A 26771-nucleotide genomic window follows, 5' to 3' on the forward strand; every position below is an offset into this window, starting at 1 on the left:
TAGTAAATAAATTAATCATAACAACTGTGTTGATACTTGCTATCAACATGCTGTTTTTCCTGGTATTCAATATACCTGTTGGCTGGTATATTTTACCAGTTTCAGCCTGTGGTATACTATCATTATATCAAATAATACGCATCTTTTACATATGCCGTTTAAACGGATTACGGCTGCCGCTGGTATTTTACTTTTATTGTACGTTGTTTTTTGGCTGTTACCTGGCACCGCTTACACATTTTGCGATAAACTTTTGGCTCATATTCAATAATTCGCTGGTATTGCCTGAAAACTGGGAGCCGTATGTATTGATAATTGGTGTTTTAAACGCGCTTGGCCTGGGGCTTTTCACCTTATGTTATCAATTGTTTTATCAAACCTCCAAACCGTATAACCGGGTTTATTTGCTTTTACAAAGCATTAAGTTAAACTACGTATATGTTATAGCAGGCATAAGTTTTATTTTCCAGTTATTTATCTATTCGCGGCTTGGCGGTATAACGGGCTTTATTGAAACCTATGAGTCAAGGGGTGATGGCGAGGGGTTTGCCGGTTTCGGTCTGCTGTTCATCATTTCAGAGTTTTTCCCCATTGCGCTTATGTTTTTATTTTACATCAAAGCAGTACGTAATGAGGTGTGGCGCAGGCCGGTTATTATTTTTTCATTTCTGCTGATATTATTTATTACGTGCATGTTTTTTGGTGGCTTAAGAGGCAGCCGCAGCAACACTATCTTAACCCTGCTGCATGCCGGTATGCTTATCCATTTTTTTATCAGGAGGTTTCAGGTTAAAGAGATGGTGGTCGGGCTGCTTTTCCTGGGGTGTTTTATGTACGTATACAAATTTTACAAGCAGGGCGGGGCCGAGGCTGTTACACAATACAGCGCAGGGACGCTTGATGCATCCGAAGATAAATACAATTTTAACATGATGGAAATGCTGCTTACCGATTTTGCCCGCGGTGATATACAGCCCTATCTCATTTATAAATATCAGGATAACAAATATGAACCCAAAATGGGTGAAACCTATTTAGGCGGGTTAATGCATTTTTTACCGGGCGCTATAATTGATAAAGACCAGCTTACTACTAAAAAAACGGCAGCTACTGAGTTGCTTTACGGGCATAATGGCCAGGCCATGGGTTTTTACACCACCCGTATATTTGGCCTGCTTGGGGAGTACATCCTTAACTTTGGCTATTATACCGCCTTTTTGATTTACCTGCCGCTGGCTTTTTTTATAGCGAAGTTAGATAAATGGGTGTATTCGCTCAGCCCTGCGGATGTACGGAACTTTATAGTGCCTTTGTGGATATTGTTCGTCATCTTTTTATTCAGTGCCGATCTGGATAATACCATTTTCTTTTTCATGAAGCGTATGCTGCTGGTAATCGTTATGCTGAGTTTGGTATCCAGTAAATACATTATTAAACCTACAGCAGTAAGAGATGGGCAATAGCACTAAACTGTTAATACAAGCCTGGGCGCTCGAAAAGGTTGCAGACGTTTATCACATCAGTGCAACTCACTATATCTATTTAACGGAAATAGTAAAATATTATCCTGAGGTTTGTCTGCTTTCGCCGGTGCTGCAACTCACATCAGACGAAAGTAACTTAACTCCGATAAGGCTGCCGGGTATAAAGGTGCATGAACTGCCTTACTCCGCTACTTACTTATCAGCAATCAAAAATTTGGGAGCATATATTGCCGCTTATGCTAAATTAAGTAAGCAATATGATAAGGTTTATGTGCGCTATCCATCACCCTTTGGCTGGCTGTCTCAATATTACTTTAAGGATATCATCGTTCATTTTGTAGGCGATCCTATAGATGCCACGCTCGGTAACCCAAACTTTAGCAGGTTTAAAAAGCAAGTGCTTATCAACTTGTTCAGGCCCGAGCATTATATATACTTAAGGGCCTGCAAAAGGGCTAAGGTATTTACCAATGGGCATCATATTCAGCAAAAACTGCAAAAACAGGGCATCCGGGCTACCGCCGTAATTTCATCCACACTAAACGATACAGATTTTTCATTCCGTGATGACGATGTGATTGATGCCGGAAATTTAAAACTGCTTTACGCCGGCTATCTGCGCAGGGCAAAAGGGGTGGAAACCCTTATCCGCTCATTCGCCATAATTTTAAAAAAACATCAGCATGCAGTTTTTACCATAGTCGGTTCGGGCGAATTTGAGCAGGAGTTAAAAGCTTTGGCAAACGAGCTTGGGCTTAAAAACAACGTTAACTTTAAGGGGCATATCAATGATCGCGATCAGCTTAACCACTTTTACCGTACGCATGATGTTTTTTGTTTCGCCAGTCTCAGCGAAGGTTCGCCGCGGGTAGTGCTGGAAGCTATGGCTAATGGGATCAACGTACTATCAACCCCCGTCGGCTCGCTACCTGCGGTATTTAAGGATGGGCAAGATATCATATTTGCCAAAGCCGGCAATCCGCAGGACTTTGCCGACAAGATACTGGCTATTGCAAGCGATAAAAAAAGAACCATGGCGATAAGGCTTGCCGCATTTAACAAAGCTAAAAACTATACTACCGCTAATTTCATAAAAACCATATTTCAGTGAAAAGAAAGCTTTCGGTTTTATACAGCTGGTTTGTGCGTACAGTTACCGCATGGCTGCCCGATATTCCTGTATTTATGCGCCTCCGCGGTTTTTTATATTCAATGATGATGAAGCGTTGCGGCCGCAACTTCCAGGTAGCGTCCACAGTGATACTTAATCCGCTTTCAGGGTTAAGTATTGGGCATAACGTATACTTTGCGCCTCGCGCCACTATTATAGGTACCGATATTGAGATCGGCGACGAGGTGTTGATCGGTCCGGGTACCTGCATATCAGGCGGCAATCACACGTTTTTAAAATCATCATACCGGTACGGTGCGCATATACCGCAGCACGTTAATATTAAAAGCGGTACTTGGATAGCCGCCAACTGCTCGGTAACGGCAGGCAGTGTATTGCCCGAACGCTCTGTGTTGGCGGCGGGCGCGGTGCTTACAAAGGTTTTTACCCAAACCGATAGCCTCTATGCGGGCGTACCGGCCGTATGTATTAAAAAGTTGAGAGATCATGCCGAATAACATCAGTAAATATTTACTTGTAATTTTCGCCGTGCTGGCATTCGCATGTCACAGCCGGTCGCAAACCCAATATTCCTACCGAAATATACCTGCTAAATACTTACCCGGCAAATTACCGGCAACTATTTTAGTTGAGTTGGAATTGGCAAAAAAGCAGGCTTTTGACGTTACTAACATGCTGCCTTCAGATTTTGTAAAAGATGGCAGTGTGGATTACACCACAAGTATACAGGCTGCACTCAATGCGCATTCAATAGTAATGATGCCTGATTTCCCGGTAATGGTAAATGATAGCGGGCTTACCATCAACAACGGGCAGGTGCTTATTTTTAACAGCCATTCATCCCTTTACCTAAAGCCAAGCGCTTTGCCTGCTTATGAAATACTACGCATACATAAGGTACATAACGTTACGGTGTATAATCCGGTTATTTATGGTGATAAGGAACAGCACTTAGGCAACAGCGGGCAATGGGGTATGGGCATAGCCATACGTGCGTCTGAAAACGTCAGGATTATAGGCCCAAAAATATCTAAATGCTGGGGCGATGGGCTATATGTAGGCCAAATGGCTAAGCAACCATCGCGAAGTATATACATTATTAACGCCACAATTGATAACAACAGGCGCAATGGTATCTCTATCACATCGGCCAAAAATGTATTGATTAATGATGGCGTTGTAGCTAACGCCAAAGGACAAATGCCCATGAGCGGCATTGATGTTGAACCGAATTTTCAGGACGATGTAATCGACAGTATAAGCATCAGTAACGTAATTACCTGGAATAACCCTAAATATGGTATCGTGATATCGTTGCAAAAGCTTGCCGGGCGTAAGCAGGGGCAAACAGCAATCAATATCAATCATCATACCGATGAATACTCGGGGCATGGCATGGCCGTTATTGGCAAGCCCGGTAACGCTGTATTAACCGGAAAAATTGAGGTGGCTAACTCGCAATGGCTAAACAATACAGAAGGGCCAATACGCCTGCCGGTACGCAGTTACGGTACAAAGGTCAAATTTAAAAATGTAAAAACGGTTGATAATGATAAGGTCAGGTTATTATTAAAATCACAGCCGGATATTGATTTTGACTGACAAACTAAATATCAGAGAAGTTTATGTTGAGTTTTACTTGCTTTAAAGTATTGGCCTGATGGTATCAATAATTACTGCGGCCTACAATTGTGCGCCATATATTGAGCAAACCATCAAATCGGTACAAGCCCAAACCTATACGGATTGGGAAATGATAATTATTGATGATTGTTCAACAGACGATACTGTGGCCGTAATTACCGCCGTGGCCATGGCTGATAGCCGTGTAAAACTGTTGCAAAACACCCAAAATATGGGCCCGGCGCGCTCACGCAACCGCGGCATCAATATAGCTGCAGGCACATACCTGGCTTTTTTAGATGGTGATGACCTTTGGCTGCCTGAATTTTTAGCGGTGTCGTTAAATTTTATGTTAATGCACAACCATGCGTTTGTATTCTCATCATATAAAAGGCTTGATGAAGGGCTTAATCCGCTGTATGATGATTTTATAGTGCCCAATAAAGTAAGCTACCATAGCCTGCTTAAAACCTGCCCTATATCATGCCTGACGGCGGTGATCAATATCAGCGTAACGGGTAAATATTACATGCCCGACATACCCAAGCGGCAGGACTATGGTTTATGGCTGTCTATATTAAAAAAACATGAAAACGCTTATGGCATACAGCAGCCGCTGGCTATTTACCGCATCCGCAAAAATTCAGTTTCGCGCAATAAGTATAAAGCTATGCTTTACGTATGGAAGGTATACCGCGATGTAGAAAAGCTCAATTTTATTTATTCTGCTTACCTGATGGTAAATTATGTTATTAACGGCCTGAAAAAATACGCGAGATGAGTAGTGTAATAGTTACCGGTTACACCGGGTTTGTAGGTAAAAACCTGGTACCTTATTTAAAACAGGAAGGTTTCAATGTTATGGGTGTCGGCCGGGAATTACAAAGCGGACTGGCCATTACGCAATATACCTATGAACAATTGCCGCAGGTAAAAAACTATAACGCCCTAATTCACCTGGCCGGCAAGGCGCATGATTTGAAGCAAACGGTTGACCCGAATGCTTACTTTGAGATAAATACGCAATTAACCATCAATGTATTTAAATACTTTTTAAAATCTAATGCAACTGATTTTATATACCTGAGCAGCGTTAAAGCGGTAGCCGACAGCGTTGCCGGTGTGTTATATGAGAATGCAACGCCTGCACCTGCAACGGCTTATGGCCAGTCAAAGTTGCTTGCTGAGGAATACCTAATGAACCAGCAATTACCGGCCGAAAAGCGTGTGTTTATTTTAAGGCCCTGCATGATACATGGCCCCGGCAACAAGGGAAACCTGAACCGCTTGTATTCGATTGTAAAAAAACGGATGCCTTACCCGTTAACCGCTTTTGATAATAAACGCTCACTCTTATCAGTAAGCAACCTGCTGTTCGCTATAAAAACTTTACTAATAACCACCAATATCCCAGGTGGCGTATATAATATTGCCGACGATGAGCCGCTCTCCACTAACGATATTATTGACATCTTGGGCAAGGCAAGCCACATTAATCCGGTTAAATGGAATTTACCCAAATCTTTTATCAAAACCTTAGCAAAAGCGGGTGATAAGCTGCGCCTGCCGTTTAATACAGAAAACCTGCAAAAGCTTACCGGCAGCTACGTAGTAAGCAACCATAAATTTAAACAGGCGGCGGGTATCCATAATATGCCGGTTAACGCGCGCGAGGGTATTTATTATACAGCACAAAATCTGCATAAATGAATTACCTGATCATAACACTTTTGCTGGTGCTTGCTTTGCTTACTTACTTTAAAATAGCAAAGCGTTTTAATATAGTTGATGTACCCAACCATCGTAGTTCACATACCGAAGTAACGGTTAGGGGTGGCGGTATAATATTCCCATTATCAATCATTTTTTGCGGTTTACTTTTTCAGGATGTTGATCTTGTGTTATTAATTGCCCTAACGCTGATCAGTGCAATCAGCTTTGCTGATGATGTAAGGCCGCTACCGGCTTTTTTACGGTTAGCGGTTCATTTGCTTTCTGTACTAATGGCTGTTTATGCGTTGCAGGTACATTTACAATGGCCGTTGTGGGGCGTAGCCTTAGCCTGCGTTTTTATGATAAGCGGAATTAACGCATTTAACTTTATGGACGGAATAAACGGTATTACTGCTACTTACTCCGTAATTACTTTGCTTACCTTTTGGTATATAAATAGCTTTGTTATCCGCTTTGCGGATGATCCCTTGCTGGTATGCCCGCTTATAGCCTGTATAATCTTCTTGTTTTTTAACTTTCGGCAAAGGGCTTTATGTTTTGCCGGTGATGTAGGCAGTATTGGTATAGCTTTCTGGCTGGGCGCTTTATCTGTTATGCTGATCATACACTCGCATAATTTAAAGTATCTGTTCGTTTTCAGTATTTATGGTTCCGACGTGCTGTTTACCATCATAAAGCGTATAAAGTTAAAGCAAAACCTTGCGCAGCCCCACCGGCTGCATTTATACCAGCTTTTGGTTAACCACGCCGGATACCCGCACCGCGTGGTAGCAATATGCTACACGCTTGCGCAATTAACTATTAACGGCTTTTTATTGCTAACCAATTTTTCAATGGGTATTTATGCACTGTTGCTTTTAAGTATTTGCGCAGCTGTTTATATTCATTTTGAACGCCGCTACCGTACGTTATCTACAGTATCACAATCATGAAATACATTAAATTAACATACGCATTTAATAGAGTTTATACTGAATATTATTTATAAACTACAGCCTTATTATTATGTATTATTATTAATAGCCAGTTAATTATCTCTTATTATTACGGAACTAACTTGGCATAGATTTCAATAATCTGTTGTCACATTCCCTAATTAAAATGAGATGTTAGGTCTTTTAAAAAAAGCGAAAACAGTACCTCGCTGGATAATACTTTTTATTGACCTGCTTATAGCTGCCGGTTCATTTTCTGCGGCTTATTTACTTACAAAGCATCCGGCTAATTATAATCATTTATTTACATCGCATTTTTGGTTGTTTTTCAGCCTTTATGTAGCCGCGGCAATGGCACTGCATTTAGCCATGCAAATACATACCGGTCTCATCCGGTTTACTAACTCGCAGGATATGATGCGCATATTCACAGCGGTATTTATATGTAATATATTGTTTGGCGTTATATGCCTTTGTTTTTTTGCTAAACACATCAATCCGGCTGATGTAGCTATACTACTGCTATTCACTTTTTCGGTACAAAGTTCAGCCATGGTGCTTTTACGCAGCGCCGTACGCAGTGTGTACTTTTATATCAAATTTAATTCATCGGCCAATAAAAAATCGGTACTTATATATGGCACCAATCACCAGTCCATCCTGTTAAAGCAGGCACTTGAAGGCGCGCGTTCGGGTAATTTTTATGTTGCCGGATTTATTGATGTAAACAGCCATAAAATTAATAAATATATAGAGCAGCGCAGGGTATATCCGCTATCAGTACTTGGTGAAGTACAAAAAAGATATAATATCAAAAAGGTAATAATTGCCGATTCAAAATTGGATGACAATACCCGCCAGCTGCTTATTGATACCTGCCTGCAGGCAGGCGTAAAGCTATCTAAAGTCCCGCCGTCTGACGAATGGCTTGAAACCGAAGGTTTTACCAGGCAAATAAAGGATCTCAAGATAGAAGATTTGCTGTCGCGCGAACCAATAGTGATAGACACCACAAAGATCAGTGCGGAACTTAGGGGTAAACGCGTGCTTATTACGGGCGCCGCGGGCTCAATCGGATCTGAAATTGTACGGCAGGTACTGGGTTACGAACCGGCAATGGTTGCCTTATGTGATCAGGCCGAATCTCCGTTGCACGAAGTGCAGATAGAACTCATGGCAAAGCATCCGCAAGCAGTGATGCATTTTTTTATTGCAGACGTGCGAAATTTTAAACGCATGCGGACGGTGTTTAAAGAAGTGCGCCCCGAAATTATTTTCCATGCCGCGGCTTACAAGCACGTGCCTATGATGGAAGGTAACGCTGCAGAAGCTGTTATTACTAACATTGTCGGCACCAAAAACATAGCTGATCTAGCTGTATATTTTGATGCGGATAAGTTTGTAATGATTTCGACTGATAAGGCGGTTAACCCAACCAATATTATGGGTGCTTCAAAACGCATAGCCGAAATATACATACAATCGCTTAACGATGCTATAACGCATAGTTATGAGCACCTTTCGCTGGTTGATGATTACCGTTCAAACGCTACATCTACGGCAAACACACGGTTTATAACTACCCGCTTTGGTAATGTTCTCGGATCAAATGGCTCGGTAATTCCGCTTTTTAAGGCGCAAATAAAAAAAGGGGGGCCGGTTACGGTTACCCATCCGGACATAACCCGCTATTTTATGACTATACCCGAAGCGGTGCAGCTGGTGCTTGAGGCCGGGGCAACTGATAAGGGAGGTGAAATTTTCGTTTTTGATATGGGCGAACCGGTGCGCATTGCCGATATGGCAAATAAAATGATAAAACTGGCAGGCTTTACACCCGGTACCGATATCCAGATAAACTATACAGGCCTAAGGCCGGGAGAAAAGCTCTATGAGGAACTGTTGAACAAGGAAGAAATGACCCAACCCACGCATCACGAAAAAATAAAGATAGCCCGCGTGCGCATGTATGATTATAAGGATGTGGTGGATGATGTAGAGGAACTGATAAGCCTGGCGCAAAAAGAGGATGATATGGCTATAGTTAAAAAGATGAAAGCCATCGTTCCTGAATATTTAAGTAACAACTCTGCTTACCAAAAACTTGATGATAAGGCAGATATTAATTTCAACTAACTCTTAGACAAAATACTCAATGAAACTTTTTTATTTTATCCTGACAGGCGTTTTATTGTCATCAGTTGCCACAAATGCACAGCAGGTTGATTCATTATCAAAAAATGCCGATTTTGAGAAGCTCACGGCGAACGTTTTCTCACTCAAAAGCACCGCGCCCCAGGCGGGCCTGCTGGTTGATTTTTCAAAAAGGCCAACCATAAAAGGCGTATTACCCTTATATCGTGATGCGATCTCGGCGTTTTTTGTTGATGCTGGAGTTTCATCAAATAACGATTTTGTGCCGCTTTTTGAGCGCGGTAAGTGGGCAACAGATGCTGTTGGAGCCCTGTCATATACACTTTTTTTATCACGCGATAATAGCATATCCTTAGCTTCAACAAAAACTGAACAGCAACAAAGGGCTTGGACATGGTTAAACGTGCGTGGCGGATATAACTTTTCAAGCTACCTGCTTTATCGCGACGATAATTCAACCGATATCGAACGTGAGATATCGCGCAGGAACTACCATAATATATTCGGACAAGTGAATTTAGGCTTTTACCTGTCACCTTTTAAAAATTCGTTATCATGGCTTAACCTGTCAGGCAATGCGGGGTTTGAGTACAGGCAAAATGATAATAATTATATGGCGTTGCCAACAGTAAGGTTAAAATCATATAACAAGATAAGCAATGATGCGAGTACCCAGGAACTTGAAGTGACCAGCGAAGAAACCTCGGCAAAAAAAGGCGACTTTGTTGTGGCTAACTCAGCTAACCTGAACTACAATCTTACCCTTTTAATCAATAACGGCAACGGACTTGCGTTCGGGCTTAATTTTTATGGTAAAACACGTCTTACTGAAGCCTTAAAGTCAACCGACCTGGGTTTTGGTATTAACGTACCTGTACGGATGACAAAAAACAATGAGCGGCGCACACTGGCAAACCTAAGCTTAAATTATGAAGTGACTGACGTGGGCGGAAAATTGAATCCCAATCGTACAAATTTCTCAGATAAGGGTTTGTTGGGGTTAACCGTTGCTATACCGGTATATACCTTAAGCAGTCAGTAATACTATACTAAACAGATGCGAGGTATAAGTAAAAGTAAACATGAGAATTTGCTGAAGGCGTTTAACCAATTGGATAAATTGCTTACAGAAAAATTGATGCTGGAGCCTGAACAGGATTTAAATGAGTCCACATCCGATTTAAAACAAGCTCTGCTTAAGGCTGAAAGCGCCCGTAAAGAACTTGAGCAGTTGTATGCGGAATATAATGTCAATCTTAAGATATTAGCCTCAATTATAATTCAATACGAATCTATTTACGATTATTTGCGCCTTGATCACATAGGTAAGCGACTAAAGGAATTGAAACGTGAGATCCAAACAAATGACGAACGCTTTGATGAACTAAAAACAGGTATACATGCTGCTTATAACACTTGATGAGGTTTTAAAAAGCACATTTTAATTTGAATAATGTAATAGCTAAAAGTGTTTTTGATAGTTGAAATTTATTATTTCAAATGTCGGCAATTAAAAATGTATGTAATACCCTATCAAAGTTGTTAACTGATTTTTTCATATTTTCCTATCACCATCAGTCCGATACCCAGGAAAGCCATATCCTTCAAAACAAAAAAATCTGTGGTCCATATCCCGTCGCTTAATTTCCAGATACCCGGGGTTGTGAGCAGAAAGCTCAATGTACCAATAAAAATAGAGGCCGTTAGGTAGCCACCAATGAGTGCTGCTTTATTACTCCAAAAAGAGGCAATCAGAAAAATAGCGGTCACGATCTCGTAAGTGCCGATGATATTGGAAGCACCTTGTACAGAAGTAACCCGGTACAGCCAACTCATTAAAAAGCTGTTGGATACATAGCCTTTTATGGCCATGGCCTCGCCGGGGGTAAATTTGAAAAGACCAATCCATAAAAGAATGATGATTGTTGCGATGACGCCAAGCATATAGCCAGCTTTGGTAAAATTTATCATGTTGTTTTATCTCTTGGTCGGATAAAACACTAAAAACTTACAGCAAGTTGATCATATTTTGTAATCATCACAAACCTGAGTAGTAATCGTAACCTTGTTCGGCCCAATAGTCGGGCGGTCGTTGGTCACTAAAGGTGATGGTGCCCATGCGCTTCAGGTTCTTGATGCCGTATTTAACCGGGATGATAAGGCGTAATGGCTTACCATGTTGCGCGGGCAATGGCTTGCCATTCATTTCATAAGCCAGGATAGTTTGCGGGTGTAGGGCGCTTGGCATATCCAACCCGACATAGTATTGCCCGTCAGGCGTCATCATACCAACATAAGCAAGTTTGGCTTCGTCTTGTAAACCAAGGTGTTTAATCAGCTCTGTAAAGCGAACGCCACCCCAATGCTGTATCTGATCCCAGCCTTCCACACATTTAAAGTCAAACACCAGCTCCGTTTTTGGTAAAGCGAGTATCTCTTTTAGCGTAATCTGTATGACGCCTTTGTCTTTCCGGATGATTTTCAACCGCCATTGATCGATATTGATGTCACCTTCTGAACCGATATCCGAATTGTGCCTGACAGTTTTTGCTGCCCGCTCCACCGGGTAGGTTTTTACCAGGTGATTTTCATTAAAGGCCAGTCGCCTGAAAAAAAGCTCTGTTTTGTTTAACGCCCGTCGTAATGGAACACGGGTGCCCGCGGTAACGCCTGGCTTCTCCTCGGGCGAATGGTAGAGCCACTGCCAGCCACCATAAGCGGCTGCGCCAAAAGCGCCGAAGATACCGAAAGACAGAAAGTTTCGACGTTTGATCTTTTGCTCGGTGGTTAGCGGCTGTTTAATTCTTCTCTTTTTCATGTACTACGGGGTTAGCAGGCTCATCCAACACCTCGAAACCTGAAACAACGGACCGGAAATTGTTCCACCCCGCGAGTATGACCTGTATAACGTGTATGATAAAAAACAATACATAACCAAGGGTAAGCACAAAATGCCAGATCCTGGCCAGGTGGTAGCCACCCATTGCCCAAACCAGCCAGTTAAGTTGTACCGGCTTATAAATGGCAAGCCCGGTAAGTACCGAACCTGCACCCATCAGGATAATGGCCGAATAAGCGATACGCTGCGCTGCATTATACTTGCCTTGAGGTGGCGCTGTTTTACGCAAGTGTAAATCATGCAAAAGAACTAACCAGGCTTCTTTGAATGAACGCTTGCTTGGCCAAAGTTGTCTCCATTCTCCGGAGCCTAAAGTATAAATGATATAGAATACCCCATTAAGCGTAAAGAACCACATAAAAAGGAAATGAAAGGCCATGCCTTCAGAAAGCCGGTGCGGTATGTGCAGCTGATTGTAAAACCATTCCGGAAAAAGCCTTACGAACTGATGGCCAAAAAGCGTGATGTTATATACATCGTTGGCCCAATAAATCAGCAAGCCACTCCAGATCATGATACCCAACAGCGGGAAATTTACCCAATGGGCCCAGCGCATAGCCAGCGAATGTTTCTCTTTGATTACCTTCATGGTGTTAGTATCCGGCGATCAATTATCGCTGATTAAACGCTCGTTGATCTTTTGCTGTAAACTTGTTTTAAAGTCGCCGTCTAACCTGATCTCCACGGGAATGTCTTTAAATAACCTGTGCATCATATTATTGATCAATATGCTTTGCTGCTGATATATCCGACAGATGGAACAACCGGCCAGATGAAACTTTAACTCTAGCTTTTCGCGGCCGCTAAGCGCAGTTTCCTGTTTCTTCTCGATCAGGAAGGTAGCCTTACGGCAATTGTAGGCAATACGCACCAGTTCTGATCTGAATTGCGTTTTCATATCATATCCAATTTTTTTGTAAACATGATCTCAGGTTTACTTTAGCGCGATGGATGATCACCCAAAAGTTAGCCGAGCTTATTCTCAGTTGCTCACAGATCATCTCTGTGCCCTCATCATCCAGGTGCTTTAAGCGAAATACCGACATCCACAAAGGCGGCAGGCGTTGCAGGCATTGTTGCAGTATGCGCATAAACTCTTTGTTATGCAGAGGGTCTTTGTCCTCAACGCCGAAAAGCGCGGGCCAATGCTCGCGTTTCCAATGGTTATCATCCGGTTCAAAAAATTCTTCCTCGTCATTCGCTGCTATACCATCCGTCTCCTTTAAATGGAAGGCGCCGGATCGTTTTCTGTATATGTCGATCACTTTATATTTCAAGATAGCGGTCAGCCAGGTGCGTTCGCTACTATCTCCACGAAAGCTAGCTGTTTTTTGCAGGGCGGCCAAAAATGTATCCTGCACTAGGTCACGGCATTGCTCATCATCATTCAGTCGCGCAAAAGCATAGCTATACAAAAAATCGGCATGCCGTTCTACCCAAAACCGTGGCTCAAGCAGTTTCTTGCCACTCTGATCAGTTGTATTATGATTCGTTAAACTTTGCGTCATTAGCCAAGGCTTGCTGTTTTCGAGTTAGTCGGGGCGATATAGCAATACCTTACAAAAGATAGATAAAAAAATCATTTTATCTATCTGATCAACATCCCGGCAACTGCCATTAAAAGTTCCGGGCTAATCCGTTGCCGGTAATCCGGGTTGATGTATTCGAATTGAATAACGCCTTTTTTGTCGAGTATGAATACTGACGGCACCGGTAACAATTTGTCGACATTTTTACCGCCCGATCCGGTCTCCAGCGTTTTACTGTAAGCAGCCGGCGCTTTAAAGGCCAGCCCCATCTTTTTGGCAACAGCAAGGCCAGCGTCTGACAGCAAAGTATAGCTCAGTTTCTCTTTATCGGCAGACTTGCTGAGGTTTTCAGGGCTATCGGTGCTGATCGCGATAATCTGATAGCCCATCCTGACTAAATCGGCCTGTATACCCTGTATGCCTGCCAGCTCCCTGTTACAAAACGGGCACCAGCCGCCACGATAAAATATTAGGATGGTTGGTTTTTGAGCCACAGCTGCGTTCAGATCATACACCTGGCCATTGGCGGCAGGTAAGCTAATCACAGGAATACGCTCGCCAATCAGCAAAGGGCTTATGTCCGTCGCTTTTTCAGGATAGAGCTGCGTTTTAAGCGTATCGCTAACATTGGTAGTTAAAGCAGCCGCTTTCAGCGGAACGGCTGCAACGAACAAAGTTCCGCTGAAAGCAATAATGGTTAATATTTTAACGATGCCTAATTTCATTTTTCATGCGTTAAAGCCCGGCGGGAATTACCCGCCGGGTTTAGTTAATTACATTTTACTCGTATCCTTCTTCATCTTATCCATCTTGCCGGTCTTCTTCATCTTGTCCATTTTACCATGGTCTTTTTTATGATCCATTTTAGACATTTTGGATGTGTCTTTTTTCATTTTACTCATTTTGTCCTGAGCTTGACCGCTGACAGACAAAAATAATATCGCAGCCGCTGCGATACCCAAGGCTTTTGAAAGGAGTGTTCTCATTTGATGTTGCTTTTTATATGCTTGGTCGGGTTGCGGCTGCTGACCTTACAAACTTATATCAATTTTTTTATCGCAATTGATTTAATAGCAATCTAAGCGGGTGTCCATTGATGTTATAAAAAAGCGCTTTGCTTATTTTTATAAAGCGCTCACAGTGTTGCTTTAAAGTAAACAGGACTGAACATGAAGGGCAAATTAAGTTAAATAGACGATAATAAGATATCCTGCTTCATCGAAAAAAATGCTCCTAACTTGTTGTCAAGTGTTGGTTACATAGCTCCGATTTTTTAAATTTACTTGTAAGCCGGCTTTAACTATTATAAAACAATGGACCAACTATTTTTAGCTTAAAGTAAATTCAGGCAAATTTATTTTTTCACCGCCATTCATGGCGGATTCGTGCGCCAGGATGCCGACACAGGTTATATTAGCTGACTGGCGTGCGTTAGGGAACGGCTGGCGTTGGTTCACCAATGCAAATATAAACTCGTGTACCAGATGCGGGTGCGAGCCGCCGTGACCGGAGCCTTGTAAAAATGACAGGTGCTGGTTATCGTCGGCATCATAAACGCCGCCGGTAGTAAAGCCCTGTATTTCTTGCGGAAGCAGGTGTGCAAAATCCGGAATGGTAACTTTTTTGGGTACTTCCCCGGTATGTATTACCGAAGGCTCATGCTCTATCAATGTCCACTCAAAGCTTTTCTTGGAGCCGTACACATCAAAGCTTTCGCGGTACTGCCTTGCCGTATTAAAAAGTGAACGTGTAACTTCGGCGCATAGATCCGAATCTCTAAATTTAATGTGGCAGCTTTCTATAGCGAAAGGTGATCCATACTTGCTGATCAGGTTTTCGTCGATACGGCCGGAGCCGAAGCAGGACACATATTCAGCATCCGCTTTTGCCAGCGCCAGTACCGGCCCCACGCAATGCGTAGCGTAGTGCATAGGGGGCAATCCTTCCCAATAACCCGGCCATCCCGCCATTTCCTGCTGGTGCGAAGCGCGCAGGAATTGCAGTTTACCCAGCTCTCCGTTTTCATATAATTCTTTCACAAACAGAAATTCACGGCTATATATAACCGTTTCCATCATCATGTAGGTTAAACCTGTTTGGTTAACCGCTTCAACAATCTGCCGGCATTCTTCTACCGTAGTGGCCATGGGCACCGTACAAGCTACATGCTTACCTGCCCGAAGGGCTTTAATGGATTGTTCCGCGTGATTTTGTATCGGTGTATTGATATGCACGGCGTCAATTTCGGGGTCGCGCAATAGTTCATCGTAATCTGTGTAACGCTTTTCGATACTGAGAGCATCACCCACCTGGTGCAGCTTGGTATGATCGCGCTGGCAAATGGCGTACATATTAGCGTCCGGGTGACGTTGATAGATTGGTATAAATTCTGCGCCGAAACCTAGTCCGACGATTGCTACGTTTATCTGCTTGTTTTTCATTTTATTGTGCCCATTGTTTTAAAAATGTGAGTCCTTCTTGTGCAAATTTATCCTGGCTTTCGGCCAGCGGATGCCAAATGCAAACCGCTTGCGCCAGTTCCTTATTATCGGGGGTAAAGCTTTCTATCGAGATTGTCCCCCGGTAGCCTATGGCTTTAAGTCCTTTGCGATAGGCATCCCAATTCACTTGCCCGGTGCCGGGTGTGCCCCGATAGTTTTCGGCTACCTGCAGGTGTATCAGTTTGTCGCCAGCTAATTTGATGGCATGCTCAATGCTGGCTTCTTCAATATTCATGTGGAACCCATCGAGCAGTATTTTCGCAGCGGGATGATCAATATCGTTCACCATCCTGACAGCATCCGAAGCTGTGTTGACCAGATCTGACTCAAAGCGGTTCAAAGGCTCAATCGCTATTTCCAAACCGCGGTCTGCCGCCATAATGCACACCTGCCGCAAGTTTTTTACGGCGAGTTGCCATTCCTTTTTACGTTGTTCGGGCGGCAACATGCGGGCCTTTCCAACTGCCGAGTACATTGGCCCGGCAAAGAATTTTGTGTCCCAAAGGGCGCAGAGGTCAAGGCACTGTTCAATGTAGTTGAAGCAGTTTTTGTGCACTTCAGGGTCTTCATGTGTTAAATCGCGGCCGGGGCCGAATGCGCCGCAAACTATTGCTTCAAGCTGATGTTCTGCTAAAGCTACTTTCACAAGCGGCCCGTCTACCAGCTCCGGGTCTTCCACGGCGATCTCCACCTTGTTAAATCCCATGGAGGCTATTTTACGGAATAATTCTGTAGCGGACGATGTTTGAAACGGCGAGGTAAACAGCCACGTGCTTACGCCGAATTTTACAGGTAATGGCATTTATGGGTTATCAGGTAAATTACTTGGTTACTTTCATCACACCGTTCATAATCCGCCAATGCCCCGGGAAAGAACATATAAACGGATAGTCGCCGGGTTCATCAGGCACGCGAAACTTCAGTTTTACGCTGCCCTGCGGATCAATAAGCTTTGTAGCAAAAAGCACTTCAGGTATTTTAGGTACATAGTTTTGCGTTATACCATTCGGGTCTTGAGCAAGCTTATCGGCAGCAGTGCCAACCTTTTCCATTGTTCCTTTTTGCAGGATAAGGAGGTTGTGCTGCATAAAATCAGGGTTTTTAAACTCAATTTCCAAAATACTGCCTGCTTTTGCTTCAAATTGCTTAACGTCGTATTTCATGGCATTTTTCACCACCTCAATCTTAATTGTCTTGTCGGCTGGCTTGTTTGCCAGTTCGCGGCGGGTTTCGTTGGCCTCGTTTTCCGCCTTTATCGCCGCCAATGCTCCTTTTACATGGGTGGCAATGGCTACTTTCAGCGCCCGGGTAATCCAGTAATCGTTGGCATTCTCCGGTAATTTCTGGGCGGCCAGCAATGCGTTACCCATCGCCGCTGAGGCCGGCATATCGGCAATTTTAAGAATACCGGCCAAACGGGTGTTAAGCTTTTTTTCCTGCAATATTGACGCAGTTAGAGTTTTAGCGGGCAACACCTGTATAGCTGCTTTACGTACACCGGCAGAAGGGTGGCGTAGGGCAGCTTCGGCAATAACCAAAGTCTCCTTGTCTGATCCATTCAGCAGGCCAAGGCCATGTAACGTCCAAAGCGCGTGTATCGCAGGAGCGTTAAGTCCGGTCTGGTCGACACTTGTGTTTTGAACCAGTTTGAACAATTGCGGCGCTAATTGTTTATAGCCACCCTCAACTATCAGGTGCTGCGCGGTCATCCGCCAGAAAAGGTTATCGCTTTGCAGGGCATTTAGCAATTGCGCAGGATTGTTTTTATCAAGGCTGGTAATTGCTGAAGGCTTCGCTTGCTTATAAACAATACGATAGATACGCCCGCGGGTATGGTCGCGAAGCGGGTTTACATACGCATTGCCCTTGCCATTTTCAAAGCCTTTGGGGGTGGGGTTGTGCTGGATGATAAAGTTATACCAATCACTCACCCATACGGCGCCATCCGGTCCAACATCAGATTGTACAGGCCCCATCCATTCGTCGGCGCTGGCTAACAGGTTCCAGCCATCCTCTTCTTTGAATCCTGAACCGTCGGGCTGCAATATAGCCTGGTGTATTACGCGACCGGTAGGTTCGTTTACAAAGGCAATGCGGTTCCAGTATTTCTCCGGAAAATTGCGCGCGGTGTACAGGCTATGCCCTGCCGCGGCGGTAAAACCATTAAAAACGTCTACTTGCCGCAGGTTTTTAGTTACTACGTGCATGTTATAATGTCCATCTATCTTACGCACAGATTCCATTTGCGGTGCACCTATACGGTTTAGATAGGGTAGTAGTATGCCCAGGTAATCACTATGCGAGTTATTCGCGGTAGAAACAAACACATCGTTGTTTTCAGAAAAGCCCAGTCCCCAGGTATTATTGCTTGCCGTGCCAAGGTGCTCCAGGTTTTTACCATCCGGCGTAAATCTGTATACCGATTGGTTAAAATCAAATTGTTTGCCGCCTACGGTTCCTTCAAAACCGGCATAGCCAACCGTTCCCCATATATGGTTGTCAAACCCATATTTAAGGTTGGATGGCCCGGCATGCGTATCAAAGGTGCCCCAGCCGGTAATCAGTTTTTCGCGGGTGTCCGCCTTATCATCGCCATTAGTATCCTTCAGAAATAAGAAATCAGGAGCCTGCGCAACGATCACGCCGCCGCGCGCAAATGTAATACTGGTCGGAATGTTCAGCTTATCCGCAAAAACGGTGAACTTGTCTGCTTTTCCATCTCCATCAGTGTCTTCACATATCTTAATCCTGTCGCGGCCTTCGGTTTTATTCTCGCGTACCGTGTTCGGGTAATCAATGGTTTCCACTATCCATAAGCGGCCCTTTTCGTCCCAGGCCATAGCTATGGGCTTTTCAATATCAGGTTCTGAAGCAAAAAGTTCCACTTTAAAGTCCACCGGTACTTGCGTTAACAGTTGCGACTCCGCAGCGCTCAAAGGCGCCTGTAACTTTGGCGCAGGGTCACGTTTCTCGTAATTGGGAATGTCTGCCGCTGTATATTCAGGCTTAGGCTTCGGAAGTTTCGCGAGTTCTTTTTCGGCTTTTTTACCTACTGCCCAAATGAGTCCGTTCTCCAGCAATTTCAAAAATCCGGGGTTTCTCCAGGTTTGTTCGTCGTGGCCGTAAGCGGTATAAAATACGCGCCCTTTGCCATACTGGTTTGTCCAGGTGTAGGGCTCATGATGCGAGCCTTCCACTCTTTCGGTAAGTACATGGACGTCTTTATTAATTTTACTGTGAACGTAGGTTTCATCAAAGGTTTTAAACGGTGTAAAGCCTTTCAATATCTCATGTTTTTTATCTACAATCACTGTGCTAAAGGTGTCGGTTTTGTGGGTGCTGAACTGGCCGCCCACCATCTTAACATACTCGGCTGAGTTACGAAAGCACCATGAAGCGCAATGAATAGGGATAAAACCTTTGCCGTTTTTTACAAAGTCCAGTAACGCTTTTTCCTGCGTTGCCGAAATGGTATCGTAGTTGGCATAGATCATCAGGCCGTCGTATTTTGAAAGGGTTTGCTCATTCAGATCATCCGGATCAGTAGTATAACTGATGTTGATACCATCCTTGAAAAAAGCCTGCTGTAAAATCTCGGTGAGTTTTTCAGATTGATGATGTTCTGATTTGTGCCCCAGCATCAGTATTTCGAGCCGGCGCGCCGAAGGTGTTTTGCTTAAGGTAGCGCTAAAACCAAGCAATGCTGCCAAAGCAAGCACTATGAGTGTATGGTATCTTCTCATGGATTTATTATAAACTGGTTGAACAAATATGGCGATCAGCTCTTTTTCTTTTTTATCAATTTCTGACTGAATTTTGTCTTCATTTCGCTAATTTGATCTTCTTATTAGTCAATAATTGCTCATGAAGCCAGCCGTACATAAATCATCCATACCCGATTCGCAGATATTTATGATAGAATACTTGGACGATAAGTATTTTGATCCGGTATGGCACTCACACTTCGAATACCAGCTGTTTGTACCATTAGAGGGCACCGGTACCCGTTTTATAGGTGACAGCATCCAGAGCTTTGTTCCAAATGAACTTATCCTTACTGGTAGTAACCTGCCGCATTTATGGCGTAGTGACGAGGCTTACTTTGATAAAAACAGCGGGCTTAAAGTGAGGGGTATTGTTATTTATCTGCAGGAAAATTTGCTCGGCGAGCACATCATGAGCAAAAATGAATTACTACAGTTTAATAAACTCTTCGAACGCTCGGCCAAAGGCCTTATTTTTTTCGGGCGGGCAAGGGATGAGGTTATTAGCCGGATGCATGAATTGCTTGAGCTGAAGGGATTGTCGGCATTTATTTGTCTTTTGCAGATTATAGAAATGCTGGCTAATACAAAGGATTACAAAACCATCTCGTACGTGGCGTATAACGAACCTATTCATAAAGCGGAGGCTGACCGGATGGGAAAGGTTTATGAATATATCCTCAGAAATTACCGCAAAAAAATTCATCAGAATGAGCTGGCTGATCTGCTGTGTATGACGCCGACCTCCTTCAGTCGTTATTTTGCCAGGGTGAGCAATAAGGGCTTTTCGCAATTTGTTACCGAGTTACGTGTTAAACACGCCTGCCAGTTGTTAACCGAAACTGACCTGCCGGTGGCCGAAATAGCCGAACGTTCAGGTTTTAAAACCTTATCTAATTTCAATAAGCTTTTTAAAGATCAGATGCAGAAAAAACCTTCTGAGTACAAAAAGGAATTTATGAATATTTAGACATGCCTTTTGGGTTTGAGGACAGTTAGGGTTGCAGGTGGTGATAAGGATGTATATTTTACTAAACCAATTATTTAATTCTGTATAAGTTGATGGTTTACAACCCGCGCTTTATCCTAATGCCTTTATGATACGTTATTTGAAACTATGCTTTTTAATTATTCTGGCTTGGATATTGCCTCTGATCGCAACGGCGCAATCTAACAGCACAACAAAGCCCGCCGGTAACCAACTGTTAAAGTTGAAAACACTTAAGTGCGATCAACTGATCAACCCGTCGACTATAGAATCAACAAAACCGGTTTTAAGCTGGCAGATGATTTCCTCAGAGAGAGGGAAGACACAAACGGCCTATCGCGTAATTGTGTCGGATAATGCTGCCTCGCTCGCTCAAAGCAAAGGCAATCTTTGGGATAGCGGTAAGGTGCCATCTTCAAACTCTACGGAGGTAATTTATAATGGCAGAGTTGTAAACTCGAGGCAAAAGGTATACTGGAAGGTTATGGTTTGGGATGAAAAAGGCCTCCCGTCCGCCTGGAGCGAAACTGCCTGCTAGCAAATGGGTTTGTTACAACCCGCTGACTGGCAGGCCAAATGGATAGGTGCAATGGCTGACCCAACGCCTGATTCGCCCACAACTTACCCGGCCCCGTATTTCCGTAAGGATATTAAAGTTAACAAACCAGTAAAAAAGGCTACCGTATATATAAGTGGCTTGGGTTTTTATGAACTATATATAAACGGTAAAAAAATTGGCGATCAGGTTTTGGCACCGGCAGTTACCAATTATGATAAGCGGCCGCTGATCAAATTGCTGTATCCTTATGATGATCAATCAACGCAGCGGGTTTTGTATAATAGTTTTGATGTAAGCGATGGAATAAATCAGCAAGATAATACGATAGGTGTCTTACTTGGTAACGGCTGGTACAACCAGTGCGACCGTACAGTTGAAGGAAAAATGTGGTATGATCTGCCAAAACTGATATTTCAATTAGAGATAGTTTACACAGACGGTACCAAACAAATGGTAGTGTCTGACGGTACCTGGAAAACAACAACAGGTCCGTTAGTAAAGGATGGTATTTTTAGCGGCGAGCAGTATGATGCCCGCCTGTTATTAGACGAATGGAACAAACCGGCATATAATGACGCTGGTTGGAAATCTGCGAAGTTGGTTACCCCGCCCTCAGGCGCATTGCATGCGCAAACCGCTCCGTTTGATAAAGTAACCCGCGTATTAACACCAACATTCGAGGGTAAGGTGAATGATTCTGTTTACCGTTATCATCTGGATGAAACAGTTGCCGGCTGGGCAAATATCAACGTAAAGGGTAAAGCGGGTAATGTTATTAAGATAAGGTACATCAGTGAAGAAGGAGAGGACTACGGGCAATGGGATACTTATACTTTAAAAGGTGGAATAACGGAAAACTGGGAACCGCGATTTACGTGGCATGCGTTCCGGTTTATAGAGGTAATAAGTAAAGATGTTGTCCTTAACGTTCAAAGCATCAGGATAAAAGATGTACATACTGCAGTGGAGCCAAATGGCAGTTTTGAGTGTTCCAATCCGTTGTTTAATCAAATTAATAAGGCTTATATAAAAACCCAGCTGGCAAACATGCACGGCAGTATCAGCAGCGATTGCCCGCACCGGGAGCGCCTGGGTTACACCGGCGATGGCCAGGTAGCTATAGAAAGTGCAATGCTGTCATTCCATCTGCCGCAATTCTACAAAAAATGGTTTAACGATATGGATGATGCCCGCAACCATAAAACCGGTTTTGTTACTCACAGCGCGCCCTTCGGTGGTGGTGGTGGCGGGCCCGCGTGGGGTTCGGCTTATGTAATTATGCCATGGCTATACTATCAATATTATGGCGATAATCAGCTGTTGAAGCAGCATTACCCGGGTATGAAACAATGGATAGCGTATTTAAACACACGTACAAACGACCGCGGACTTATTGTGCGGGAAGAGCCTAATGGCTGGTGCCTGGGCGACTGGTGTACGCCAACGCAGATTGAACTCCCTGAACCCTTGGTAAATACGGCTTACTTTTACCATGTTACCACTATAATGGCCACAATTGCCGCATTGCTGGGCAATAATGCAGATCGTGTTCAATTTGAGCGCCTCGCCGTAAAGATCAAAGCAAACTTTAACAAAGCCTATTATAACCCAGCCGAAAAAACTTACTGGCAGGGCAGGCAGGGCGCTAACGTTTTCGCTTTGGCTTTCGGTTTAGTGCCAACTGAGTTAAAGGAGGAAGTTTTTAATTCGGTGTTAAGTCATCTCAAAAAAATCAACTACCATTTTGATACAGGGATATTGGCTACGCCGTTGTTGCTAAAAGTACTATCGCAATTCAATCGTGATGATGTGGCATATAAGCTAATGAGCCAGCAAAACGGCGTAGGGTTTGGATATTTGTTGGATAATAAAAACAGTACCTTATGGGAAAGCTGGGATGGTGTAGGTTCCAGGTGTCACCCAATGTTTGGCAGCGTGGTACAATGGTTTTATACCGCTTTAGGAGGTATAAAGCCAGGGCCTGATGGTTATCAGCATTTTATTATCGCCCCTAAGCCCTTAGCAGAACTTAACTACTGTAAATCCGCCTACAATAGTTTGTACGGCAGGATAAGGAGCGAATGGCGAAAGGATAAAATAGGAACTTTGCATCTGTTAATGGAAATCCCCGCAAATACATCGGCGACTTTGGTGGTACCCAGAAATAGGGGAATTTTGAAGAATAAAGATGGCAGAATAGTAAATACGAGTTTTGTGAACGGGCAATATATCGTTCGTATTAAGCCCGGCGTTTATCAATTCAGAGTTGAGTGATTTTTTGCGTATCACCGGGTTCTTTTGCCGATTTCATAACTACACTTCCGGCGTTCAATAAATACGGGTAATAAATTGGGGGTATAGGTTAAATTGTGATTGCTTTGATTACGATTTTCTGACTTACTTTGGCTATATCCGCATTTTATATTTTATGAGATTATTATCAGGCATATTGCTCGTTATCACTTACGTTTTTAATATTGGCACCGCGTGCGCGCAAAATGGCGACCAGATACTGGATGGTTTAGGTGAAACAGATATGATAGCGCGCTATGTTTTTAATGGCGACGTTAAAGATTGGTCGCGCAATAACCTGCATGGCAAGCTACAGGGCAAGGCAGAGTTTGTTGATGATACCCGTTTTGGTAAAGTACTTTCGTTGTCTGGTAACCAATCCTTTGTTTCCCTGCCGCCGGAAGCCTTAACCGATTTGGAATCCATTAGTATAACCGGTTGGGTATACCTTCGCTCAGATGAGCCGGGGCAATATCTTTTTGATTTTGGTAAAACTGCCGGTAATCATTTTTTCGCAGCTCCGGCAGGCACAATCACTCAAAAAGGGTTCACTGCCTTTATCACGTCAGGCAATGGCAAAACCGGAACTTCCTCTCCGGCTATTCAAAAAGACAAATGGGTTCACCTGGTTGTGGTAGTTGATATCCCTTCACAAATAATATCCACTTATGCCGATGGAAAGCCGGTAGGTGAAAGTCGTAACGTACCTGAATATCTTGAATCGGTTTTCGGCAATCAGCAAGCTAAAAGAACGCTTTATATCGGCAGATCGTTGTCGCCGGGCAGCAGTTCGATAAATGCCCTGCTGCACGATTATCGTATTTACCGGGTGCCACTCAGCATGAAGCAAATTACCCGAATTTATAGCGGTGTAAAAAGTAATGGCTCCGTAAATGTTTCATCTGAAGTAGAGAATGATATGCCGGATTTCGCTCAAACCGGTGCACAGTTGTATAATGCTTATTTAAATAAAGTAAACAGTGTTAAGATTGAAACCGAAGTAGGCTCGCTGCCGCGTTTACCGGCTTATATTGACGGTGTTTATAAAAACGGGTTAAAAGGGCCGAGGGTACGTGTGCTTTGGCCTGTCCCTGCCAATAATAATGAAGTACAAAAGCCGGGTACATATATCGTAAAAGGGCGAGTGCCGGGTACCGCTTTTGAGCCGGAGGCTGAGGTAATTGTAAAAGAAGCAGCGAAAGCCGCCGCGCCTTTATTAAAGCTTGAAACATTTAAACTAAGCCAGGTTTCGCTTAAGAATGATGCATACGGGCATACGACCAAATTCACCGAAAACCGAGACAAGTTTGTAAGGACACTAGCAGAGACTGATCCAAATTCGTTTCTATATATGTTTCGCGAAGCTTTTGGACAAAAACAACCGGCAGGGGCAAAACCATTAGGTGTTTGGGACAGCCAGGATACCAAGCTGCGCGGGCACGCCACCGGCCATTATTTAACAGCCATTGCGCAAGCTTATGCCGGTACCGGTTATGATAAAGCGCTGCAAAGTCGTTTTGCCACAAAAATGGATTATATGGTAAACGTGCTTTACAGTTTATCGCAACTATCGGGTAAGCCCTCAAAGGCAGGGGGAACGCATGTTGCTGACCCGGCAGCAGTACCTTACGGCGCCGGAAAATCAGCCTATGATTCGGACTTGACAACCGAGGGTTTGCGTAAGGATTATTGGAACTGGGGCACGGGCTTTATCAGCGCTTACCCTCCCGATCAGTTTATTATGCTGGAGCATGGCGCTAAGTACGGCGGGCAGAAAAACCAGGTTTGGGCACCATATTATACCCTGCACAAAATTATGGCCGGCCTTTTAGATGTTTATGAGGTAAGTGGCAATAAAAAGGCGCTCACTATAGCAACGGGCATGGGCAACTGGGTACATACACGTCTAAGCAAGTTACCGCAAGACACCCTGATCAAAATGTGGAATACATATATCGCCGGTGAGTTTGGCGGCATGAACGAGGTAATGGCGCGCTTATACCGTGTTACAGGCAATGCCGATTATTTAAAAACTGCACAGCTTTTTGATAACATCAGGGTATTTTTTGGTGATAAGCAACACGCAAGCGGGCTGGCCAAAAATGTCGACCTGTTCCGCGGGTTGCATGCCAACCAGCACATACCGCAAATAATAGGCAGTATTGAAACCTACCGCGCATCTGGCAATCCGGAGTATTACAGGATAGCCGACAACTTTTGGCATAAAGCTGTAGATGATTATATGTACAGTATTGGCGGTGTGGCGGGTGCCCGCAACCCGGCCAATGCCGAATGCTTTATCGCACAGCCCGGCACCTTGTATCGGAACGGTTTTTCGGCGGGGGGGCAAAACGAGACCTGCGCTACTTACAATATGTTGAAACTGACCAGCGATTTGTTCCGGTACGATCAGCAGGCAGAGTACATGGATTATTATGAGCGCGCTTTGTATAATCACATTTTGGCCTCGGTGGCTGAGAATAGTCCGGCAAATACGTACCACGTGCCGCTGCGCCCTGGTTCGGTTAAGCAATTCAGTAATGGCGATATGAGCGGCTTTACCTGCTGTAACGGTACCGCGCTTGAAAGCAGTACCAAGCTTCAAAACACGATATACTTTAAAAGCAAGGATGACAAGGCGCTGTATGTCAACCTTTACGTGCCATCAACCCTAAGTTGGCCGGAGCGTAAAGTCATCATAGAGCAGGAAACAAGCTTTCCGAAAAAAGATGAAACGCGTTTGACGGTTAAAGGCAGCGGAAAATTTGACATCTATGTTCGTGTTCCGGGTTGGGCTACAAAAGGCTTTTTTGTAAAAATCAACGGAAAAGAACAAAATTTAACAGCCATGCCCGGAAGTTATTTAAAGTTAGCCGGCAACTGGAAAAACGGTGATGTTATAGAACTTAAAATGCCGTTTCAATTTCACCTGGACCCTGTGATGGACCAGCAAAATATAGCCAGCTTATTTTACGGCCCTATATTGCTTGCTGCGCAGGAGCCCATTGCCCGGAAAGATTGGCGCAGGGTTACATTATCCGCGGATGATTTAGGCAAGTCAATTAAAGGCGACCCCAAGCAGTTAGCGTTTACTATAGATGATGTGTTATTTAAACCTTTTTACGATTCGTATGGCCGGCACTCCGTTTATCTTGATGTGCAACTGAAGAATTAATT

Annotated in this window: 24 protein-coding genes; 14 read left to right on the top strand and 10 right to left on the bottom strand. The window is 43.8% G+C overall.

What is annotated here, in order from left to right:
- Positions 1 to 26: 26 nt before the first annotated feature.
- From ABD960_RS07170 to ABD960_RS07215, 10 genes are all read left to right on the top strand, one after another.
- Positions 27 to 1463: a hypothetical protein gene (locus ABD960_RS07170; RefSeq protein WP_345330283.1), complete on the top strand. Its 1437-nt coding sequence runs from the start codon at positions 27 to 29 to the stop codon at positions 1461 to 1463.
- The gene (locus ABD960_RS07175; protein WP_345330285.1) at positions 1453 to 2595 is read left to right on the top strand and encodes a glycosyltransferase; all 1143 of its coding nucleotides are present in this window, start codon (positions 1453 to 1455) and stop codon (positions 2593 to 2595) included. The genes ABD960_RS07170 and ABD960_RS07175 overlap by 11 nt, the downstream gene beginning before the upstream one ends.
- Positions 2592 to 3113 carry an acyltransferase gene (locus ABD960_RS07180; RefSeq protein ID WP_345330287.1) on the top strand — a complete coding sequence of 174 codons (522 nt, stop codon included), beginning with the start codon at positions 2592 to 2594 and terminating at the stop codon, positions 3111 to 3113. The genes ABD960_RS07175 and ABD960_RS07180 overlap by 4 nt, the downstream gene beginning before the upstream one ends.
- Entirely contained in the window at positions 3103 to 4218 is a 1116-nt protein-coding gene (locus ABD960_RS07185; protein ID WP_345330290.1) for a right-handed parallel beta-helix repeat-containing protein, read from the top strand. Before ABD960_RS07180 ends, ABD960_RS07185 begins: the two co-directional genes overlap by 11 nt.
- Positions 4219 to 4276: 58 nt before the next feature.
- Positions 4277 to 5020, top strand: a complete 744-nt coding sequence (locus ABD960_RS07190; RefSeq protein WP_345330292.1) for a glycosyltransferase family 2 protein — start codon at positions 4277 to 4279, stop codon at positions 5018 to 5020.
- Entirely contained in the window at positions 5017 to 5949 is a 933-nt protein-coding gene (locus ABD960_RS07195) for an NAD-dependent epimerase/dehydratase family protein (RefSeq protein WP_345330294.1), read from the top strand. Before ABD960_RS07190 ends, ABD960_RS07195 begins: the two co-directional genes overlap by 4 nt.
- Positions 5946 to 6905 carry an MraY family glycosyltransferase gene (locus ABD960_RS07200; RefSeq protein WP_345330296.1) on the top strand — a complete coding sequence of 320 codons (960 nt, stop codon included), beginning with the start codon at positions 5946 to 5948 and terminating at the stop codon, positions 6903 to 6905. Before ABD960_RS07195 ends, ABD960_RS07200 begins: the two co-directional genes overlap by 4 nt.
- 174 nt (positions 6906 to 7079) lie before the next feature.
- The gene (locus ABD960_RS07205) at positions 7080 to 9044 is read left to right on the top strand and encodes a polysaccharide biosynthesis protein (RefSeq protein ID WP_345330298.1); all 1965 of its coding nucleotides are present in this window, start codon (positions 7080 to 7082) and stop codon (positions 9042 to 9044) included.
- Between the two features lie 19 nt (positions 9045 to 9063).
- Positions 9064 to 10104 carry a hypothetical protein gene (locus ABD960_RS07210; RefSeq protein WP_345330300.1) on the top strand — a complete coding sequence of 347 codons (1041 nt, stop codon included), beginning with the start codon at positions 9064 to 9066 and terminating at the stop codon, positions 10102 to 10104.
- Between the two features lie 15 nt (positions 10105 to 10119).
- Positions 10120 to 10482 carry a hypothetical protein gene (locus tag ABD960_RS07215; protein ID WP_345330302.1) on the top strand — a complete coding sequence of 121 codons (363 nt, stop codon included), beginning with the start codon at positions 10120 to 10122 and terminating at the stop codon, positions 10480 to 10482.
- Positions 10483 to 10604: 122 nt separating this feature from the next.
- Here the strand turns inward: ABD960_RS07215 and ABD960_RS07220 are convergent, their stop codons facing one another.
- From ABD960_RS07220 to ABD960_RS07265, 10 genes are all read right to left on the bottom strand, one after another.
- Positions 10605 to 11033: a DUF417 family protein gene (locus ABD960_RS07220; protein ID WP_345330304.1), complete on the bottom strand. Its 429-nt coding sequence runs from the start codon at positions 11031 to 11033 to the stop codon at positions 10605 to 10607.
- Positions 11034 to 11100: 67 nt separating this feature from the next.
- Positions 11101 to 11880 (bottom strand): molybdopterin-dependent oxidoreductase, encoded by a 780-nt coding sequence (locus ABD960_RS07225; RefSeq protein WP_345330306.1) that lies wholly within the window; start codon positions 11878 to 11880, stop codon positions 11101 to 11103.
- Complete coding sequence (locus ABD960_RS07230) at positions 11861 to 12550, bottom strand: cytochrome b/b6 domain-containing protein (protein ID WP_345330308.1); 690 nt, start codon at positions 12548 to 12550, stop codon at positions 11861 to 11863. The genes ABD960_RS07225 and ABD960_RS07230 overlap by 20 nt, the downstream gene beginning before the upstream one ends.
- An 18-nt stretch (positions 12551 to 12568) precedes the next feature.
- A complete protein-coding gene (locus tag ABD960_RS07235) occupies positions 12569 to 12859 on the bottom strand; it encodes a zf-HC2 domain-containing protein (RefSeq protein ID WP_345330310.1) in 291 nt (96 codons plus the stop codon).
- 1 nt (position 12860) lies between these two features.
- Positions 12861 to 13469, bottom strand: coding sequence for a sigma-70 family RNA polymerase sigma factor (locus tag ABD960_RS07240; RefSeq protein ID WP_345330312.1), 609 nt, complete (start codon positions 13467 to 13469; stop codon positions 12861 to 12863).
- A gap of 80 nt (positions 13470 to 13549) precedes the next feature.
- A complete protein-coding gene (locus tag ABD960_RS07245) occupies positions 13550 to 14215 on the bottom strand; it encodes a peroxiredoxin-like family protein (protein WP_345330314.1) in 666 nt (221 codons plus the stop codon).
- 48 nt (positions 14216 to 14263) lie between these two features.
- A complete protein-coding gene (locus tag ABD960_RS07250; RefSeq protein WP_345330316.1) occupies positions 14264 to 14476 on the bottom strand; it encodes a hypothetical protein in 213 nt (70 codons plus the stop codon).
- Positions 14477 to 14818: 342 nt separating this feature from the next.
- Entirely contained in the window at positions 14819 to 15931 is a 1113-nt protein-coding gene (locus ABD960_RS07255) for a Gfo/Idh/MocA family protein (RefSeq protein WP_345330318.1), read from the bottom strand.
- A gap of 1 nt (position 15932) precedes the next feature.
- A complete protein-coding gene (locus ABD960_RS07260) occupies positions 15933 to 16793 on the bottom strand; it encodes a sugar phosphate isomerase/epimerase family protein (RefSeq protein ID WP_345330320.1) in 861 nt (286 codons plus the stop codon).
- A gap of 19 nt (positions 16794 to 16812) precedes the next feature.
- Positions 16813 to 19734, bottom strand: coding sequence for a PVC-type heme-binding CxxCH protein (locus tag ABD960_RS07265; protein WP_345330322.1), 2922 nt, complete (start codon positions 19732 to 19734; stop codon positions 16813 to 16815).
- A 121-nt stretch (positions 19735 to 19855) separates the two neighbouring features.
- Here ABD960_RS07265 and ABD960_RS07270 point away from each other — a divergent pair, with 121 nt between their 5' ends.
- The 4 genes from ABD960_RS07270 (at position 19856) to ABD960_RS07285 (ending at position 26769) form a co-directional block, all read left to right on the top strand.
- A complete protein-coding gene (locus ABD960_RS07270; RefSeq protein WP_345330324.1) occupies positions 19856 to 20725 on the top strand; it encodes an AraC family transcriptional regulator in 870 nt (289 codons plus the stop codon).
- A gap of 241 nt (positions 20726 to 20966) precedes the next feature.
- Positions 20967 to 21281 carry a glycoside hydrolase family 78 protein gene (locus ABD960_RS07275; protein ID WP_345330327.1) on the top strand — a complete coding sequence of 105 codons (315 nt, stop codon included), beginning with the start codon at positions 20967 to 20969 and terminating at the stop codon, positions 21279 to 21281.
- A 3-nt stretch (positions 21282 to 21284) separates the two neighbouring features.
- On the top strand, positions 21285 to 23576 hold the full coding sequence (locus tag ABD960_RS07280; protein ID WP_345330329.1) for a family 78 glycoside hydrolase catalytic domain: 2292 nt from the start codon (positions 21285 to 21287) through the stop codon (positions 23574 to 23576).
- Positions 23577 to 23730: 154 nt separating this feature from the next.
- Complete coding sequence (locus ABD960_RS07285) at positions 23731 to 26769, top strand: beta-L-arabinofuranosidase domain-containing protein (RefSeq protein WP_345330330.1); 3039 nt, start codon at positions 23731 to 23733, stop codon at positions 26767 to 26769.
- Positions 26770 to 26771 lie beyond the last annotated feature (2 nt).

The sequence above is a fragment of the Mucilaginibacter defluvii genome, assembly GCF_039543225.1.
Lineage (GTDB): Bacteria > Bacteroidota > Bacteroidia > Sphingobacteriales > Sphingobacteriaceae > Mucilaginibacter > Mucilaginibacter defluvii.